Origin of the sequence: Flavobacterium olei (assembly GCF_039749035.1) — a bacterium.
Lineage (GTDB): Bacteria > Bacteroidota > Bacteroidia > Flavobacteriales > Flavobacteriaceae > Flavobacterium > Flavobacterium olei.
This window is the reverse complement of the sequence record NZ_JBDKWC010000002.1, coordinates 662,694-681,524: the sequence shown is the minus strand read 5'-3', so window position 1 is coordinate 681,524 and position 18,831 is coordinate 662,694. Positions and strand designations below refer to the sequence as shown.

Below are 18,831 nucleotides of genomic sequence, written 5' to 3'. Positions count from 1 at the left end.
TCATTTTTTTATTTTAATTAAAAGTAAATAATAAAGCAAAATACGTATATATAAAGGAGATATTACCGCGTATTTTTACCTGATTTTCAAATAAATGGATTTAATTATTCCAATCTCACGCAGGTAAAACCCAGACAATGCACATAATCCATAATAGGTTCACATTTGAGGTCTTTACCTTCTACTCTGAGTATCTTGTCGCAATCTTCCAGATCAAAATTTATTTTATAATCTGGAAATTTCGTCTGGATGATTGCCATTACATCCTCTTTCTGGGATTCCTTATAAACATTTGTTTTAAAAACTTCTACAATCATAAGTTCTTTTATTTAATATTTTAAACTTATTAATTCTCTTTCACGACAGTGGTTTCATGAAATGCACTTCAATTGAGACCAAAAATACTCCACCGCTTTAGATTTTTATAGCAATTTTATACCAGTGGCGTATGTTTTATACGAACGGCGTTGGTATAATTTATTTTGTTCAAATGCTTCCAGACCATACTATTATATTATTTTTGCGCTTATGACAATCGCTAAAATTTATCAAAACTTCTTTCTTCGAAATCTCCTCGTACACACGCTTGTATATTTAGTAATCCTAGCTTGTATTTATGACGAGGTAAAACTTGACGGACACGACTGGACTTATATTCTTAGTAAGATTGCCGTTGGTTATTTTCCGTGTATTGTCTGGATTACCCTTTTTAATGTTTTTATAATTAAACCTTTTCTGTTTAGAAAAAAGGTCAAGCTGTTTTTTGTGCTTCTGGTGATATATTGGACTGGTTTTTATTTCTTTATGAATTGGTTTTTTCCCAATGTCGGATTAGGAAATCTAAAAACCCTTCAAATTGTTTCGCTCATTATCAACGGGACCTTTTTCTACTTTATTCATATTGTTATTACCAAGAAAATGAGTCAAAACGACAAGGACATTATGAATTTCAAGTCGGAACTTTCTTTTTTAAAGCAACAGCTGAATCCGCATTTTTTACTGAATGCTATGAATAATCTTTACGGAGAAGCACTTGCAGAGCCCGATAAAGTTCCCGATCGAATCCTGAATCTTTCTGATATGCTGCGGTACCAGATTGAAGCTTCAAAAAAAGATTATGTTTTAATGGAGGAAGAAATTGCTTTCATAACTAAATATATTGAATATTACACCTTTAGAAACGAAAGACTTGCTGTTAATCAGAATATTGAAGGTCTGCACGACTTTATAGAGATTCCGCCTTTGTTCTTTTTGCCATTGGTCGAAAATGCGGTAAAATTTTCTGCAGAAACGGCAGCGCCATTTATTAATCTGGATTTAAAAGTAAAATGCCGAAATTTGACATTTACTTTAAAAAACAATTATCTCGATTCGGGATCACGGCTTTCGAGCACCGGAATCGGAATTGAGAACCTCAAACGACGTTTGGAAGTTTACGGCTTAAAACATGATTTGAGTTGTAAAAAAGAGAAAAATACCTTTACCGTAAAATTAAGCATATGGCACTTACCTACCGCTGTCTGATCATTGATGACGAATCGCCGGCGCACAAAGCACTGATTTCGCACATCTCTAAATTTGACGAACTGGAACATTCCGGAAGTGCTTTTAATGGTATGGAAGGTATAAAAATGCTCAACAAAAACCAATACGATATCATTTTTCTCGACATTAACATGCCGGTGATTTCGGGTGTAGAATTAATGGAACTCCAGCCAAATAGACCGCTCACAATTGTAACAACAGCATATTCAGATTTTGCACTTTCGGCGTATCAAAACGATGCAATCGATTATCTTTTAAAACCAATTTCGCCGGATAAATTTGCCAAAGCCATAGAAAAAGCCAAAACTTTTTTCTCGGGAAACAGTCTTAAAAAAGAAACCGCAACCGACGCCAAAGCCATTTCCTACAGAGTGAATGGGCAAAATATAGACATGTCGCTTCATGATATTGTTTATGTAGAAAGCCTGGGCAACTATATGAAACTGCACAGCACCAGGTTTAATTTACCCCACATTATTTACGGTTCACTCTCTAGCATTGGCTCAGAAATAGACTGTAAAAGTTTTCTCCAAGTGCATCGTTCTTTTATTGTAAACGTAGACAAAATCACTTCGGTTACTTTTAAATCGCTTACGATGTGTAATGGGGATATTATCCCGGTGGGAAGGAAATATCAGATTTTGCTGGATAATCTTTCGATTAGATAATTAGGGAACTTATCAATTATATAATTTAAAAATAAAATTTAACTTTCAAAAATCTATATACTTAACATTCTTTATTAAGCATTTATTTATATTTGGAGATTAAATTATAATTATACGATGTCAAAGAATTACTTTATTTTTATTTATTTCCTAATTCTGATGGTTACTTCTTGTGCCAGTATCGAAGATAGTGACGCTGAAACAAAATCAAAATCATCTACTTATACCGAAAAAGTTACTGTTGAAGAATTATTAAGTAGTTTAAAAAAACAAAATCTCGATTTAGCTTTGTTTATAGAAAATAATCCTGTTTCAAACCTTAGAACATATTCAGGACCAACCAACTATTACTTCGATCACAAAAATATTACAGCTGTTAAAAATAATAAAAATGAAGCAGCTTACAGTATCCCGCTATATCTAAAATCTGATACAAATTCTAATATATTATATAAGCTATCTGTTGAAATAGGAGAAAACTACGTTAACACAAAATTAATTATACTTGAAGGCATGGCTGATGGTAGTATTAATTATAAAGCTTTTAATTTTGATCCATACAACAAAAAGAGCTACTTCAAAATATGATTGTTATTGTGTTACCCTAATCATGGATTGCACTTGTCATGCCCATCCCAATGGTGCATGTGAACATCCAAATGTGCTTACAAATTGCAATTGTTCAGGAAGTAATTTCTCACAATCTGGCACCAGCACACCTCCTTCAGGCACAAAAACAACGTGGTCAGGGGGATCTGGAGGGTCCACTACTTCTGCTACAACCGGAGAAGCTGTATACTTTGAATTACAAAAAATATTTAAGTCCGACTATACACTGAATGCATTACAAAAATATACTATAATAAATGGTTTTAATTATAGCATATTATTACTTGATTTCTTAAATACAGATGGAGATACTCCTTCCAATAAGGCTTTTACAGAACGAATGATCTATGCTATAGAAGATGGTCAATTCTCTGCAACTACCCAACTTAAAAATGCCATTCAAAATTTTAAATATTCGCAAAAATCACCAGCAGACATTGACTTATTTTCAATATTAGACAAAAAAGATTTATCTGAAAATAAAAAATTTATAGAAATCTACGATGCTTTAACAAAATCACCTGAATTTAAAAGTTTATTTTTAGATATTTTTACTGATAGTAAAAAGTTTAATGTGAAATTTGAGATAGAGGATCATGTTTATAAAGATAATGATCCAACAAAGGAAGAAGTTAATGCTATTACAATACAGGATCCGATTACAAAAAACATTATAATAAAAGTAAGCAAACAGATATTAATGGTTGGATCAAGTATGAGTCAAACTAAGATTGAAAATGCTAAAACCGTATTGCATGAATGCATACATGCTTATCTATTTGTAAAAGCAAGCAATCCCAATGTCGGAGCAGATTTCGTAAAAATTTTAAACTCTATGTATCCTACTGTAAATGAACAACATGATTTCATGTACAACAAAATGATTCCTACGATGCAAAAAGTACTTTTTGAGATAAGAGATTCAGTAACTACACTATCAAATAGAACAATTCTTGAAACACAATATACTATGCATCCATCAACAAATCCTTTAACATCTACATCATGGATTTGGGATGAATATTATAAATTTTTAAGCTTAAAAGGACTAGACGAAGCAAATTGCTTCAAAATAGATTTACCAGTTGGATCAGACAAATGGAATCTATTTACTAAGTATATAGACTACGGACATAATGTGCTAGATTAATACAAATAAAATCAACAATGAAAAAGATAATCCTTTTTATTTTTATAACAAATTTTGCATTTAGTCAGGATATGAATCAAGTAAAAAAACTTGACACTGTCTACGTATTATTTAAAAAAGCTAAAAAATCAAAAAGAACTATTTATACAGAAAACTTTAGGGAATATTTTTTCTATTTGAATTCTAATAAAAATAATCAACAAGAAAAACTGATCTTTAGTAAGCCTGATCGTAAAAATTCTTATACTGACAAAAACCATCCGATTATTGATACCAGAATAGAAAACAAATCCTTTTTAAAAAAATATAAAAGCAACATAATAACTGCTGATTTTTTAAGAAATTTTAATGAGGAATATATTGTTTGCTATATGTTCTCAAAATCACAAGTTTTTTACATTATTGACTTAAGCGAAAAGAAAAGAGGTGATATAAAAATCTATCGTACTTTTCTTTTAAACTATTGTCCTGTAAGTGAATGAAATTAATGGAAATATCTTAATGAAAAATAGAAAATCATGAAATACAAAATATTACTCTGTTTTATACAATTTTTATTAATACATCAATACACATTTTCGCAGGGAAAAATCAAACCCGATGTAAAAACTTTGACTTTCCTTGGAAAAAGTCCTTCGAAAACTAAAAGCAATTGTTTGCCAGAAAATCTTATAAAAACAATTTTTTTCACTCCACAACCAAAAAGCAATTCTAAAATTGGTTTCATGGATAATAAAGGAAAAATAGTAATTAAGCCTATTTATAACATGGCTTCAGATTTTTATAATGGATTTGCAAATATTATAAAAGATTCAACTTATGGATATATTAATAAAAAAGGAATTGAAGTTTTATTTAAAAATTATGATGAAACTTATTTTTATTACAACAATACTGGGATTGCAAAAAAAAATGGAAAATATGCATTAATTGATCGAAAAGGATCACCTTTGACAGAATTCAAATACAATTCAATTCTTTTTTTTGGATTTGATCACTTTCGTGGCCTTATATCTGGAAACTTTGGACATATTTTGGATAATAAAGGAAAAATTATATTCAATAAAAATTTAGAGTATGATATAAAAAGTGAGTATTTTGATAAAGATTCTCTACTAGTTTATGAAAAAACAATCGATGGCAATTCTCTTAAAGGTATAGTAAAAATTGACAATACAATTATTATTGAGCCTAAATATGATAACATCGATTTGCTTGAAAACGAAGATTTTCTTTTGGCTGAAAAAGATCAAAAATTCGGTTTAATTGATAAATCCGGTAAAGAAATAATTCCTTTAATATATGACAAGATCAAAGCGATTTCTGAGAATCTAATACTTGTTAAGCAAAAAGATAAATGGGGATTTATAGATAAACTAAATAAAATAATTATTCCTCTTGAATATGATGATGCTTTTCCATTTTTTAACGGCATTGCATTTGTCCAAAAAGAAAGCTTCTATGGAGCAATAGATAAACATAATCAAACGAAAATACAATTTAACTTAGACAAATTAATATTTCCTATTGATTCAGATAATTTAATTGTATTCAAAAAAAATGAGAAGTTTGGCTTCATTAATAGCTCGGGTAAAATTATTGTACAAGCAATATATGATTATGCATATCCTTTCATAAAGGACATGGCTTACGTACAAAGAGATAACAAAGCTGGATTTATAAATAGAAAAGGAGAACAAGTTATTCCTATAAATTATAAACAGTTATGGTTAGAAAGTGAAAAATTAATTCGTTTTACAGAATAACGTAACTTCCTTTCAGTAAATCCTCGCTCGTTAACATAAAGCTTATAAATTATTTTTGATTGTGGCGCGACGCGCTCACGCTAGCAAATTATCAAATGAAATGTCCTTCTATAAAAAAGCTCCGCAAAAACGGAGCTTTCTCTTTTCAAAACGATAAAAACCTAAATAGCCTTCACCATTATCACATTATTACAGACTTTTTGAATTTGCTTATCTGTGAACTGAGATAAAACTTTGACCAGATCCCGGCTTGTTTTGAGGCAGCTCAACATCTTTTGTCTTAAAACCAGATCATTTCCAAATTCGGTGTCGAGTAATAACTCGAAAGCTTCCTGCAAATAAATTGGTTGTTTTTTAAAATCGCCTTCAAAACTTAAGTCTGAAACGAACTTTGCTAGCACCCGCATTACGTCGCGGTTTGTTTTTTGATGTTTTTTTGTCCTGTTCTAAAAAATTAAACGCACGAAGCCTCATCTTCGGTTGTGACAAAACATTCTTTAAGGAATGAAATTAGGGCTATCACTAGCTCCAGCAACGTGAATGAGGGCTCGTTTATTTAAACTTATAAAAAGTCTCAGGAAATAAATCCTTAATAATGTTTTGTCGTTGACAAACGTACAAAATTAAAGTACTGCAAAGAATAAAAAATAAGATATTTTCCTACAAATTTAAATTGCTAATTTTTACTTCCAAACAATACCTTAAGTGCTCCAGTCGACCATAAAGCCAGGAAAATCAAAACAGGCTGGAAAAATAGTCTTATCAATCGAGCCTGATCAGTGTCAAGTCCAAAGGCAGACGTTCCGTTTATGTATTGTGCTATGTTACCCGGGAAAATCAGCACATAAAACACAGCGAGTGCGATTCCCACTTTCACTTTGTATTTCGTTAGAAAAACCATTCCAAGACCTAAAATAATTTCTACAATTCCCGAAAGTATAACAACCAAATCTTTGCTTAGCGGAACCCATTCGGGAACCTGAGCCTGAAACTCTGCTCTCTGAAACGTAAGATGTCCTATAGCGGCCATTATCATAAACAATCCTAGTATTATTCGAACAATATTTTGAAATCTTGAAGTGTTTGTATTTTCCATATTTGAAAGGTTTTTTTGATATTATTTCCTCATTCAAATTTACGGGATATTCAATAATAAGTTTTCTAAGGTTAACAGGCTTTTTTGTGTAATCTCCATGTAGCTTTTAAATATATTTTAATGAGCCTCTTAATACTGAAACCCCGTTGTAATTCTTATAGTAATTGTTTTATTAAAAAAAACACATTTAAAGTATATTTTTCTTACTTATTTATTTAAATTCGCAATTAACCAAACCCCTAACTTTCAGAACCAAATGCGCATTTTTAATTTATTTAGAAGATCGGCTGTCAAATGTCCGAGATGTCTTGGCAAAGGATTTGTCAGCCATGAAGATATTGCTCGTTTAAACAGACAATTAAAATGGGTTCCCGCTCCGTGTGCATATTGCGAAGCCACAGGAAAAGTCAAAAAAGAATTACTTTCAAAAGTCGCAATAGATTGCATGTATCTTACCATAGATCTGCCAGAAAGTGTTATTGAAAAAATAAAAGCAGGCGATCCGGAAACAATAGAAAAAGGAAAACAACGCGAACTTTTTGTTGATCATCTTATTCAATACGCACAACATCATCATGTCTCTCAAAACATGAATGCCGAAAGTATTGCCAGTCTTTATCTTAAAGCAGAAGCCGAAAAAGCTTCGTTTGCTGTAACCCGCGAAGAACTAACAAAATACATTCAGGGCGTTATCGAACTTAAAAACCAGATTTAATGGAATGTGATCGCTTTGGCGGAATCACCCCTTAGTGTTACTACTCTATACGTTTGCCCCTTTGTCCCTTTGTCCATTTATCACTTTGCCCCTTTGTCCCTTTGTTTCTTTCTCCCTTTGTCCCTTTGTTACTTTGTCCCTTTGTTACTTTGTCCCTTTGTCACTCTTCTGTCTTTACAACTTCAAAAAAAAGAAGTATTTTTGCGTTCTATAAATTCCACGAAATTAAAGTCCAGAAATCGACATGACCCGAGAACATTATATTCCGTTCAACAAAGAGTTTTTGCTGGAAAAGCAAATTGCCGCTTTCGCGGATATTGCTAAAAAAGTTGATGATTTTAAAAAGCTTTTCGAAATTATCGAGCATTATTACCACTACGAATCTTTTAATCTCAACCGGAATCTAAAGCATAATTATGCACTGTATGATCCGGATCTCAGCGAGAAGGAACGCGAACAGTTTATTAGTAAAAGCGACTTTTCTACTTTCAAAAAAACTTTATCGACCGTTTTAGAGCGTGGGAATTATTATCGAATTGACCAGCAGACGTTAAGTAATGCTTTTAAAGAATCCGATTTAATCGGACTAAAACTGATAATCGATTTTAATGCTTTTAAAGATTTTGAAGTTTACGCGCGCGGACATCATAAAGCAAAAGAACAAGTTAAAAAATTTATCTTCTGGAAAAAGGAAGTCGAAATCGAATATTACGACCGCGTTTTAATTTACCTCAATTACAGCGATGCCGATTATCTTAAGGCTAAGAAGGTTAAATTAGGAAAAATGCCGATAGATCCGGGTTCAATTGCTTTGAAGATTTTTAAGCGTGTTCCTAAAAATGATTTGGAAACTATTTTCCCAAACGCTATTCCGAAAATGTCTTTAAGGGACAAAATGCTGCTTTGGGTTCCCGGACTTTTTGGCGGAATTTCGTTGTTGAGCGCCAAGGTAATTCCAGCCTTATTAAATATGTATGAGGCGTATCAGACCGGAGAAACTATCGATTTATTAAATAGCAAAACTTCATTAAATCAGGGATTAATTGCACTGGGCATTTTGGCTGCATATTGTTTTCGCCAGTACAATAATTTTATAAACAAAAAAATTCGGTATTCTAAAACGCTTTCAGACAGTTTGTATTTTAAAAATGTAGGAAACAACAGCGGGGCATTTTATTCACTTTTAAATTCATCTGAAGAAGAAGCTTTAAAAGAAACCATATTAGCCTACACTTTTTTACACGAAAGTGAAAAACCTTTAACTGCCGAAGAACTGGACCATAAAATAGAATCCTGGTTTAAAACACAATTAAACACCGACCTTGATTTTGATGTAAATGATGCTTTACTGAAATTGAAAAACATTGGTATTGGTATGGAAAATAATGGAAAATGGAATGTAGTTCCTTTAGAGAAAGCCCTTGTCACTATTGATGCATTATGGGACAATGTTTTTCAGTACAATCAAAAGGTAAATTCTTAAAAAAAGAAAAATGTCCCAATATAAATGTTCCTGCTGTGGAGAAATTTTTGATGAAATGCCTTTGTGTTTTGGCAACGACTATCCCGCTTACTATTTTTCTGTTCCGCCGGACGAAAGGGAAAAACGTATTGAATATGGCGGCAGCTGATGCTATGTCGACGAGGAGCATTTTTTTCACCGCGGAAGATTGACAATTCCGATTATCGATTATCATGAAGACCTGGTTTTTAATGTCTGGACCACAATCAGTGAAAACAATTTCTGTATCCGGATGGATTTGTGGGAAGACGCAGAAAGAATCAATCAGGAACCTTATTTTGGATGGATGCAGACCAATGTTCCAACCTATGGCGAAACTTTATCTCTACAATCAATCGCTATTGAGCAAGGTTTAGGTTTAATTCCGGAAATAAAAATCATTGAAGAAAACCATCCGTTAAAAATCGATCAGGAAAACGGAATTACGCTTGAAAAAGCAATTTCGATCGTTGATGAAATTATGAAAATTGAGCACGGTAAAAGCTAGGAGAAAATTTATTAGATTTACGCAACTAACTATTAAACCACCAAAGAATGAGAACATTAGAACAATGGTTTGCAGAATATGCCGTAAGTCACCAAAATCCTAAAAACAAAGCGATACATTATATCTGCGTTCCCGCGATTTTCTTTTCGATTGTCGGGTTGCTTATGAGTATTCCTTCTGCTATTATATCGAATACGGTTCAATTAAATGCTCCAATTATAGAAAACTGGGCTTTTGTGGTGTTGCTTTTGGTTCTCGTTTTCTACATTCGATTGTCAATTTCAATGACGTTTAAAATTGCTGTATTTTCAATTCTTTGCCTTATTGTCAATTATTACATCAGTAAGTTTGTTCCTTTATGGATATTTTCCGTTGTCGTTTTCGCTTTAGCGTGGATGGGACAATTTTATGGACACAATATTGAAGGTAAAAAACCTTCCTTTTTAAAAGATCTGCAGTTTTTATTAATCGGTCCGGCCTGGGTTTTAGAAAATTTATTTTCTAAAAAGAATAATTAGTTACGGCGACTGAACTTCATTATTGACGAACAAAATAAAATTGCAATAAAACCAATATATAAAGAAGTGACGAATAAGATTTTTGTCCTTTTTTATGCGTAAAATATTAGCCCAAATATCTTTATATTAGCAGAATAAATTTAAGTCAGCAAATGAGAAAAATCTTCAGTTTTATAATCTTGGCTATATTAGTTTCTGCCTGCAAACAAAAAGATAATAAAGCCATTCCAACCCAAACGGAAACAGGAAAAGACAGCATAAAGGAGGATCATTCTGCAACAATAGCACAAACCGATTCAGATTTAGCAGAATTATTTTCAAAAAACAAAAACGAAATAATCTTAAAGCTTAAATCGCTTTCTAAAGAAGAAGCCAATGCGTTATACGAAAAATATTATGAGGAAAACGGGATTTTGCTTGGCAGAATAGACGAAAAGGAAGCTAAACTACTGGACAAGTTTTATAGCGAAAGCGAAGCTGATAAAAAAGAAATTAAACTTCTCGATCAAAAACTGGCAAAACATCAATTACAATTTGATGAACTGGGAGAAGGATATGTTGAAATCACCGCCAGAAGCGACTTTTATTATGCTATTTTCAAAGATTATGTTACACCCGATTACAAAGAATATCTGTTCTTAAAAAGTGAAGAAAACAAAATGCCGTATTCTGCAGATGCCGGACTTATTATAACCTTCAAGGATCTGGGAGACCGGATAATTTCATGGGAAAATTTTATGAACAAGTATCCAAATTCAAAACTAATTCCGTCGGTAAAAGAAGAATACAAGAACTATCAAATGGATTATCTGATTGGTCAGGATAATACCCCAACATATGAAAAAGTAAATGATGTGTATATTTATCCGGAGAACATTCAGGAGTTTAACAGATTTGAAAAAAAATATCCAAAAAGCCCAACCGTTTCTTTAATTCATATATTTAAGGAAAACTTTAAAAACGAAAATATTCCACAACAATTAAGAGCGGAACAAGAGAAGTTGTAATTTTAAAGATTGAAAACATATTAAAACTGTAAGCATGGAAAACAACAAATCAATAACATTCGTTTTTTGGGTTATCGCTATCATTTTGGGTGTAACTTTGTTTAAACAATTTGATGTTAAAACTCTTAAATTCGAAAATCCTGCAATGGCGGTTATTTATGCGATTGTTTTTGTTTTTTCGGTTTACTATATTATTAAAAACTCTAAAAAATAATATCTATAAATTTCATTTAGAACAATGCACATAAATTGACTGGATGATCAAAATTTTAAAAATGAAAAAAAGAATTACAATAATTTTATTTGTATTTAATATTATAAATATGTTTGGCCAAACGCCGAACGAGGCAAAACCCGGGCAGACTAATTATACAAATAGCAAATTATCTGTTAGTGACATGGTCACTAATAAAGCCTTAAAAACGCTTAAGAAAGTTCCGTTAGATGGTGAGTCTATCCTCATTTATGATTACGACGGAAATCTTTTTTCATTTGATTTAACAACAGAATCTATAAACTGGACTGTAAAAGCCAGTGATTCTCATGCTGAAATGTGTGCAAATAAGGTAACGCTGCAGGATGGAGTTGTTTATGTTCCGTTTATTAATGGCGAAATTTACGCCGTAGACAATCAGAACGGTGCTCTTTTTTGGAAATCAAGACTAGGAAATATTACAGACCAAATTGTTCTAAAAGATCAGACTCCGGTTATAAGTAACGGAAAATTATATATAACAGCTCAAAATCAAAATCAAACCAGCAATTTATATGCTCTTGATTTAAAAGACGGAAGCTTAGCGTGGAACTATAGATTCGATTCTCCAACCAATGATATTACATTACTTTTATTTGACAATAAAATCTTTACACAAAGCGTTTCTACAATTTATAGTTTTGATGCCAACACAGGAAAAGTTCTTAACCAGAAAAGTTTTGATCAGATCATGAATGGAAAACCGGTAACCGATGGCGAAAATATATTTGTTGCCGGTGAAAAAGATATCCTTTTTGCTTTGACTCCAAAATTGGATATTTTATGGCAGTTTAAGCTGGATGAAAATCAATTTAATGTAAAAGACCGTGTATTTTGCAAAGACAAAAAAATCTACTTTGCGGCACAGGGACCCAACATTTCTTCTTTATATGCCGTCGATTCTAAAACGGGAACGCAGTTATGGAAAACCGATTTTAAAGACGATAATGTCGAATATATAGTGAATGAAAACAATAATATTTGGGGATTTACCCGTAAAGCCAAACTTTTTGAGCTGGACATGACAAATGGCGAAACGGCGTATGAAGTAAAATTAACAACTTTACCGATTTCAAATTTTGAATTCCCTGCTGATGATAATTTACTTTATTATTATTGTGATGCCGGGTTAATTCAGTTTGATTTACAGGAAAAAGACGAAAATGTCTATTATATGAGAACTTCTCTTTTAGATAACATTTATAGTGCTCATTTAAAAATTATCAGATAATAAAAAAGCTTCCTTTTAGGAAGCTTTTTTATTCAGTCACCTTGACGGTGCAGAATTCGAACCATTTATTAGAGGATTTACAAATTTTAAATGAATTCAAATTTTGTGAGATTTGAGTGTAAATCTAAATCACTCCTAAGTAATGAAATAAAAAGCTTATTTTTGAAAAGAAGAAAATACTGAGATTTGTCAGGTGTAGCCAATATATATTTAATTTGTATATGTCGGACATGCATATAAGTTAGCAAGAAGCTTAAACAAGATGAACATACCAAAAACAGCAGATGATTTTCAAAAAGAATTTTATTTATCTATTGACTTAATCGATAAAATAGGAGATTTAAGAATACGACAACTTATTGATAGATTGGATAACGTTATGGACGAACTAATTGTCGAAGCCATAATTAAAATATTCAAAAATGTAAATAGACCAAACACTCAATATACCGACCAAAAATATGCTGGAATAATATTAAGTACGCTAAAACCAAAGACAGAAATTGATTTAAATATTGTCCTAAAATCTACAATCGAAAATTGGAACAAAAGCGTTGAAGAATTCCCTTTTTGGCTAAAAGAAAATTATGGGCTCGAATCGCTCAAAAATACATTGGCTGAATTTGATGCTCAAAAATTGAATGACATCCAAGTTGAAAAAATAAAAACAATGAAATGGTGGCTGAAAATTTAAATCGTACTAAAAGTATTAGATAACAGTTCTTTCAATCGATTTTCGGATTTAGTGGGGTTATTGTTTTTATTTATATTTTAGTTAAACAGAAAAACAATTATTTTCATAGCCCGTAAACCGCTTGTAGAGTCAAAACGTTATAAGCCATTTCGAAAACTGTCAAGTGTAAAGAAATTTAAAATATGCGAGATAAAAACAGAATAAAACCCATTATTGAAAAACTTGAAAATCTCTGGCTTTCAAATCCTGATTTTAGATTAGGACAACTTATTATGTGCATAATAAAGCCTGAAGAAGCTAATCCAAAAATATTCTATCTTGAAGATGAGGATTTCTTAACGAAATTGAATGAACTAGAAAAACGATGGAACGAAATTAAAGAACAATGAGATGAATAAAGCTATTTCTCGAGTGCCAAATTCGAAAAGACTTAATTTAGTCTCAAACCATTTATAGTACGATAACGTTATGTAAAGGAAAACCCAAAAAACAATGAGAAAATTTATAACAATAGTAGTAGTCGCTATTAATTTAGTTTTATAGATCTTGGAATGGATTATTCAATTGAAGCTAATGTGAAAACAAAATGCAAAGATGATTTCCTCCAAGATTATGATTTTTTCTGAACAAATTGGAGGTTTTGGAGATAAAAGCATGGTTACTCAAGTAGAAAAAACTCTAAAGATTGATATCTCTACATTTCAAGAATATGATTATATGGATAATCATCAGATGAGTATTGGAAAACAGAACCACATTCTAAGCTGTAATAGATAAATTAATTTTAAAAATTAATACAAATCTAAAATATTACGAAAAGGTAAAATACAATCCTATAAAATTAGAATATGCATTTTCTTCTGATACAAATGAAATGAAGAAGATTAAAGCTAAAGAACAAGAATATGAAAATAATCCAATGTATGGCTATCGATACGATAAAAAATATTTAAGTAGTGGAGCTTTAGTTGAAGATTTAGAAATACTGAAAAACATATTGAAGTGTTATAAAAAAAATGGAGCAACAAAAATCAAATTGAGTTACGATTAAATTAACTACACTTTACTGCTAATACAACTGGTTGGTCAATTTGCATAATTGATGTGCTAACTCCTTTAAAAGTTGAAAGAAAATCGTAAACCTTTTATAGATCCATGATGGAGTTCGAACCAAAAACTCCTCTAAATATAGACCTTTTCAAGATATAGAAGAAAATATTGGAACTTTTCGAACCATAAAAAAGCCTGCAAAATATAAACTTTGCAGGCTTTTGATTTTTTATAGTGACCGCGGAGGGGTTCGAACCCCCAACCCTCAGAGCCGAAATCTGATATTCTATCCAGTTGAACTACGCGGTCGGTTATGATTGTAGATTTCAGAATTCAGATTTTAGATTACTTATTGGAAATTTAAAATCTGAATTTTTAGAATCTAAAATTTTTTAAGATAATAATTTCTTTACTATTGTAGAAATAGTTTTTCCTTCAGCAGTTCCGCCTAGTTGAGCAGATGCTAATCCCATTACTTTCCCCATTGAAGCGATTCCTGAAGCCCCGGTTTCAGCAATGATTTTTGCTATTACAGCTTCTACTTCTTCCTCGCTTAATTGCGCCGGTAAAAACTTCTCAATTACAGCAACCTGTGCCAATTCTGGTTCAGCTAAATCAGGACGGTTTTGTTCTGTAAAAATTCTCGCGCTTTCTTTACGCGTTTTAACTAATCTTTGAAGTAATTTAATTTCGTCTTCTTCAGACAAATCTTCTTTAGATCCTGAAGCTGTTGATGCCAATAACAATTCAGATTTAATTGCTCTTAGAGATTCTAATGCAACTGTATCTTTTGCTTTCATGGCCGTTTTAATTTCGTCCATGATTTGTGTTTGTAAACTCATGTTTATGTCTTTATATAAATAAGCTAAGCTTATAAATTGATTATTTAATGTAGAAGCTGTTCTTAAATTCTCCTGAACTGACTCACAAAATTAACTTTTAAAACTAAGTACGGAAGTCAAATTTCTAAATTCTGTGCGAAGATAAAAAAAATAACCCGAAAATTAAATCCAATTTTCGGGTTACCCAATATTATGATTTTAAATTTAATCTACGTTGTCGTGCAAAAATGAATTATTAGAACGTAATTGTAAATCATTATTGCTGTCTGTTCCAACAGAAATTCTTGAATTTGTATTGTTGGATTGCGAGTTAGACAAATCTATCCCTAATCTTTTATAAGCCGGTTCTTTTTCCAACTCATCAATTCTTGAAACATTATTGTGGAATTTATAATTAAATTCTTTTAGTTTCTTTCTTCTTTCTTCAGCTCTCAGACGTAATGTTTCTTCGATCGTTAATTCTAAAGGAGAAATTTCAGAAGTAGTAGATAAATCAGGCTGACTTGCAAAATCAACTCTTGGTTTCAAAGTGATATTCAATTCCTCAGGAACGGTTTCTATTACTTTTTCAACTGGTTTAGAAGACAATAAATCATTTTCAACTTCCATATATTCTTCCAGAGAATATTTGATGATTCCGTTATCTGCAACTTCCGTTACCGGTACAAATTGCACAGGATCGTTTACTTTTATTTCACGGGTTTCATTTGTAAGTTCAAATAAAACTCTGTTATCTTCAATAACCGGTTCTCTTTTTACAGGCTCTTGTTTAAACAAAGGAAGATCAAAAGAAAAAGTAGTCTGCTCTTCTCTTTCAAATACTCTTTGCTGTGCAGGCTGCTGTACTTCTCTTGCTGCTGGTGTTTCAGGTGCAGAAATAGTAAAATCGATGTCTGTAATAGGCGAAACAATTTCAAAAGTTACATCCAGATTTTTGATAAATTCAGACATAACAACCAATTCTTCCTGATTAATTGCTGGAGCAACAGCCTGAGGAGCAGTTGGAGTTGGAGTAAAAGTTTCATCTTCATCCATTAATTCAAAGACAACTTTTTCTTCTGTTTTTGCTGTTGGTGTATCAGCTGTTAAGTCGAAAGAAGTAAGTGGTCTGTTTGTTAAATTATGAACGCTTCTTTGCTCATCTTCTAAGGTATGAATGATTTTTTTTGGCTCTGTATTTACGATTTCGTTTTGTTGTTCAACATCAAAACCAGTTGCAATAATAGTTACCGCAATTGCATCACCAAGAGTTTCGTCTTCACCAACTCCCATGATAATATTGGCATTGTAACCTGCTTCAGCCTGGATGTGATCGTTAATTTCTCCGATTTCATCAAGAGTAATTTCGTTAGTTCCAGAAACGATAAGCAACAATACGTTTTTGGCACCTGTAATTTTATTATCGTTTAACAACGGCGAATCTAAAGCCGAAACAATTGCGTCTTTTGCTCTGTTTTCACCTGCTGCTACAGAAGATCCCATGATCGCAGTTCCACTGTTTGACAAAACAGTTTTTGCATCACGTAAATCGATATTTTGAGTATAGTGATGTGTAATTACTTCAGCAATTCCTCGTGAGGCAGTTGCCAAAACTTCATCCGCTTTAGAGAATCCGGCTTTAAAACCAAGATTTCCATATACTTCTCTTAATTTGTTATTGTTGATTACAATTAACGAATCGACTTGCTTGCGCAATTTTTCGATTCCGATAATAGCCTGCTCCTGACGTACTTTCCCTTCAAACTGAAACGGAATTGTCACAATACCAACTGTTAATATTTCTCTTTCTTTGGCTAATTGTGCAATTACCGGAGCCGCACCTGTACCTGTTCCACCACCCATACCGGCAGTAATAAATACCATTTTGGTATTTCTGTCCAGCATTTTTTCAATATCAGATATACTTTCAATAGCTGATTGTTGTCCAACATCCGGATTTGCTCCCGCACCCAATCCTTCAGTCAAATTAACTCCTAACTGGATTTTATTTGGCACTGAACTATTTTGAAGCGCTTGCGAATCGGTATTACAAACGATAAAATCTACCCCTTTAATACCTTGTTTGAACATGTGGTTGATCGCGTTACTTCCGCCTCCGCCTACACCTATTACTTTGATCACATTTGACTGATTTTTTGGTAAATCAAATGAAATACTTCCAAATTCTGAGTTGCTCATCATCTTTTTGGTTTTTGAAATTCTTATTTAGTACATTTTTTACTTCTTGACTTGGGGCAACAAGTAATATCCTTCTCTTATTAATCTAATTTATTCTGCGTTGTCTAAAAATTCTTTGATTTTATCGACATATCGATCAAAAAATGATCTTCTTATTTTATTTTCGGTAGATTCTTCCCTCACAGCTTTCTGATTTACTACTTCTCTTTGCTCTTCGATAGTTTCTACTCTTTCAACGTAATTTTCTTCAACTTCGTGCCTTTGCACCTGAACCGGAGGATTTCTGTAAACTACTTTTGGCTGTTCATTCACCAATTCCATTCTTACAGCACTTTGAGAACTGTTTTCGATACTGTTCATAACCAACCCTACCGCTGTTGCAAATAATGGACTTGAAATTTCTTCTCCGGAATTTCCGGCAAGATGTTCATTTGGATATCCAATTCTGGTATCCATACCCGTAATATATTCTACCAATTGTTTAATGTGCTGCAACTGTGCGCCGCCACCCGTTAAAACAATTCCGGCGATTAATTTTTTACGCGGATCTTCATGTCCGTATGCTTTTATTTCTGCAAAAACCTGTTCTATAATTTCTACCACTCTTGCGTGAATGATTTTAGAAAGATTTTTTAGAGAAATTTCTTTTGGTTCTCTTCCTCTTAATCCCGGAATAGAAACAATTTCATTATCTCTGTTTTCTCCAGGCCATGCCGAACCAAATTTTACTTTCAGAAGTTCTGCTTGTTTTTCAATAATAGAACAACCTTCTTTAATGTCATCTGTAATTACATTTCCTCCAAAAGGAATAACTGCAGTATGACGGATTATTCCGTCTTTAAAAATGGCCAGATCTGTTGTTCCGCCACCGATATCGATAAGTGCAACACCAGCTTCTTTTTCTTCCTGACTTAAAACTGCATCAGCAGAAGCTAAAGGTTCCAGTGTTAATCCGGACAATTCAATTCCGGAACTCTGAATACATCTGCCGACATTTCTAATAGAAGAAGCCTGCCCTACTACAACGTGAAAACTAGACTCTAATCTTCCGCCGTACATTCCGATTGGCTCTTTTATTTCAGATTGCCCGTCGATTTTAAATTCCTGTGGTAAAACGTGAATAATTTCTTCTCCCGGCAACATCGCCAGTTTATTTACCTGATCGATCAGGAGCTGAATATCATTTTCACCAATTACTTCTTCCGGATTATTTCTGCTGATATAATCTGTATGCTGAATACTTCTTATGTGCTGCCCGGCAATACCAACAACAACATCTTTTATTTTATAACCCGAATTATTTTCTGCTTCGATTATCGCTTGTTGTATCGATTGTATCGTTTGCGTAATGTTATTTACAACTCCTCTGGCAACACCCAAACTTTTGGATTTACCAATGCCCAAAATCTCCAACTTACCATATTCATTTTTCTTGCCGATCATGGCAACGATTTTGGTTGTTCCAATATCTAGACCTACTGCAATTTTATCTTTTTCCAT

21 protein-coding genes, 1 tRNA gene and 1 pseudogene are annotated in these 18,831 nt (G+C 32.5%); 16 read left to right on the top strand and 7 right to left on the bottom strand.

Annotated features, from left to right (window positions below):
- Nucleotides 1–104 precede the first annotated feature (104 nt).
- Nucleotides 105–317 (bottom strand): hypothetical protein, encoded by a 213-nt coding sequence (locus ABEB31_RS06975; RefSeq protein WP_347050625.1) that lies wholly within the window; start codon nt 315–317, stop codon nt 105–107.
- 211 nt (nt 318–528) lie between these two features.
- Here ABEB31_RS06975 and ABEB31_RS06970 point away from each other — a divergent pair, with 211 nt between their 5' ends.
- The 6 genes from ABEB31_RS06970 to ABEB31_RS06945 all read left to right on the top strand — a co-directional run bounded on the left by ABEB31_RS06970 (nt 529) and on the right by ABEB31_RS06945 (nt 5,738).
- On the top strand, nt 529–1,524 hold the full coding sequence (locus ABEB31_RS06970; RefSeq protein WP_347050624.1) for a sensor histidine kinase: 996 nt from the start codon (nt 529–531) through the stop codon (nt 1,522–1,524).
- A complete protein-coding gene (locus tag ABEB31_RS06965; protein ID WP_347050623.1) occupies nt 1,500–2,213 on the top strand; it encodes a LytR/AlgR family response regulator transcription factor in 714 nt (237 codons plus the stop codon). The genes ABEB31_RS06970 and ABEB31_RS06965 overlap by 25 nt, the downstream gene beginning before the upstream one ends.
- Nucleotides 2,214–2,330: 117 nt before the next feature.
- Nucleotides 2,331–2,801 carry a hypothetical protein gene (locus ABEB31_RS06960; protein ID WP_347050622.1) on the top strand — a complete coding sequence of 157 codons (471 nt, stop codon included), beginning with the start codon at nt 2,331–2,333 and terminating at the stop codon, nt 2,799–2,801.
- Nucleotides 2,734–3,972 (top strand): hypothetical protein, encoded by a 1,239-nt coding sequence (locus ABEB31_RS06955; RefSeq protein WP_347050621.1) that lies wholly within the window; start codon nt 2,734–2,736, stop codon nt 3,970–3,972. Before ABEB31_RS06960 ends, ABEB31_RS06955 begins: the two co-directional genes overlap by 68 nt.
- 17 nt (nt 3,973–3,989) lie before the next feature.
- Nucleotides 3,990–4,454 (top strand): hypothetical protein, encoded by a 465-nt coding sequence (locus ABEB31_RS06950; protein WP_347050620.1) that lies wholly within the window; start codon nt 3,990–3,992, stop codon nt 4,452–4,454.
- Between the two features lie 36 nt (nt 4,455–4,490).
- Nucleotides 4,491–5,738, top strand: coding sequence for a WG repeat-containing protein (locus ABEB31_RS06945; protein ID WP_347050619.1), 1,248 nt, complete (start codon nt 4,491–4,493; stop codon nt 5,736–5,738).
- A gap of 161 nt (nt 5,739–5,899) precedes the next feature.
- On the opposite strand, the gene ABEB31_RS06940 is transcribed toward ABEB31_RS06945, so the two are convergent.
- The gene (locus ABEB31_RS06940; RefSeq protein WP_347050618.1) at nt 5,900–6,145 is read right to left on the bottom strand and encodes a hypothetical protein; all 246 of its coding nucleotides are present in this window, start codon (nt 6,143–6,145) and stop codon (nt 5,900–5,902) included.
- A 269-nt stretch (nt 6,146–6,414) separates the two neighbouring features.
- Nucleotides 6,415–6,834: a DoxX family protein gene (locus ABEB31_RS06935; RefSeq protein ID WP_347050617.1), complete on the bottom strand. Its 420-nt coding sequence runs from the start codon at nt 6,832–6,834 to the stop codon at nt 6,415–6,417.
- A gap of 256 nt (nt 6,835–7,090) precedes the next feature.
- Here ABEB31_RS06935 and ABEB31_RS06930 point away from each other — a divergent pair, with 256 nt between their 5' ends.
- The 10 genes and pseudogenes from ABEB31_RS06930 to ABEB31_RS06885 all read left to right on the top strand — a co-directional run bounded on the left by ABEB31_RS06930 (nt 7,091) and on the right by ABEB31_RS06885 (nt 14,312).
- Entirely contained in the window at nt 7,091–7,549 is a 459-nt protein-coding gene (locus tag ABEB31_RS06930) for a hypothetical protein (RefSeq protein WP_347050616.1), read from the top strand.
- Nucleotides 7,550–7,793: 244 nt separating this feature from the next.
- Entirely contained in the window at nt 7,794–9,032 is a 1,239-nt protein-coding gene (locus ABEB31_RS06925) for a DUF3754 domain-containing protein (RefSeq protein WP_347050615.1), read from the top strand.
- A 10-nt stretch (nt 9,033–9,042) separates the two neighbouring features.
- Nucleotides 9,043–9,558: pseudogene (locus ABEB31_RS06920) on the top strand (DUF2199 domain-containing protein).
- 47 nt (nt 9,559–9,605) lie between these two features.
- Nucleotides 9,606–10,076 carry an Mpo1 family 2-hydroxy fatty acid dioxygenase gene (locus ABEB31_RS06915; RefSeq protein ID WP_347050614.1) on the top strand — a complete coding sequence of 157 codons (471 nt, stop codon included), beginning with the start codon at nt 9,606–9,608 and terminating at the stop codon, nt 10,074–10,076.
- A 152-nt stretch (nt 10,077–10,228) separates the two neighbouring features.
- Complete coding sequence (locus ABEB31_RS06910; RefSeq protein ID WP_347050613.1) at nt 10,229–11,083, top strand: tol-pal system YbgF family protein; 855 nt, start codon at nt 10,229–10,231, stop codon at nt 11,081–11,083.
- A gap of 34 nt (nt 11,084–11,117) precedes the next feature.
- Nucleotides 11,118–11,297, top strand: a complete 180-nt coding sequence (locus ABEB31_RS06905; RefSeq protein WP_347050612.1) for a hypothetical protein — start codon at nt 11,118–11,120, stop codon at nt 11,295–11,297.
- A gap of 61 nt (nt 11,298–11,358) precedes the next feature.
- Nucleotides 11,359–12,567, top strand: a complete 1,209-nt coding sequence (locus tag ABEB31_RS06900) for an outer membrane protein assembly factor BamB family protein (protein WP_347050611.1) — start codon at nt 11,359–11,361, stop codon at nt 12,565–12,567.
- A gap of 262 nt (nt 12,568–12,829) precedes the next feature.
- Nucleotides 12,830–13,261 (top strand): hypothetical protein, encoded by a 432-nt coding sequence (locus ABEB31_RS06895; protein WP_347050610.1) that lies wholly within the window; start codon nt 12,830–12,832, stop codon nt 13,259–13,261.
- 182 nt (nt 13,262–13,443) lie between these two features.
- The gene (locus ABEB31_RS06890) at nt 13,444–13,650 is read left to right on the top strand and encodes a hypothetical protein (RefSeq protein ID WP_347050609.1); all 207 of its coding nucleotides are present in this window, start codon (nt 13,444–13,446) and stop codon (nt 13,648–13,650) included.
- A gap of 485 nt (nt 13,651–14,135) precedes the next feature.
- Nucleotides 14,136–14,312, top strand: coding sequence for a hypothetical protein (locus tag ABEB31_RS06885; protein WP_347050608.1), 177 nt, complete (start codon nt 14,136–14,138; stop codon nt 14,310–14,312).
- Between the two features lie 234 nt (nt 14,313–14,546).
- Here ABEB31_RS06885 and ABEB31_RS06880 read toward each other — a convergent pair.
- From ABEB31_RS06880 to ftsA, 4 genes are all read right to left on the bottom strand, one after another.
- A tRNA-Arg gene (locus ABEB31_RS06880) sits at nt 14,547–14,620 on the bottom strand.
- An 83-nt stretch (nt 14,621–14,703) separates the two neighbouring features.
- Nucleotides 14,704–15,153, bottom strand: coding sequence for a GatB/YqeY domain-containing protein (locus ABEB31_RS06875; protein ID WP_347050607.1), 450 nt, complete (start codon nt 15,151–15,153; stop codon nt 14,704–14,706).
- Between the two features lie 204 nt (nt 15,154–15,357).
- Entirely contained in the window at nt 15,358–17,334 is a 1,977-nt protein-coding gene (gene ftsZ, locus ABEB31_RS06870; protein WP_347050606.1) for a cell division protein FtsZ, read from the bottom strand.
- 87 nt (nt 17,335–17,421) lie between these two features.
- The gene (ftsA, locus tag ABEB31_RS06865) at nt 17,422–18,831 is read right to left on the bottom strand and encodes a cell division protein FtsA (protein ID WP_347050605.1); all 1,410 of its coding nucleotides are present in this window, start codon (nt 18,829–18,831) and stop codon (nt 17,422–17,424) included.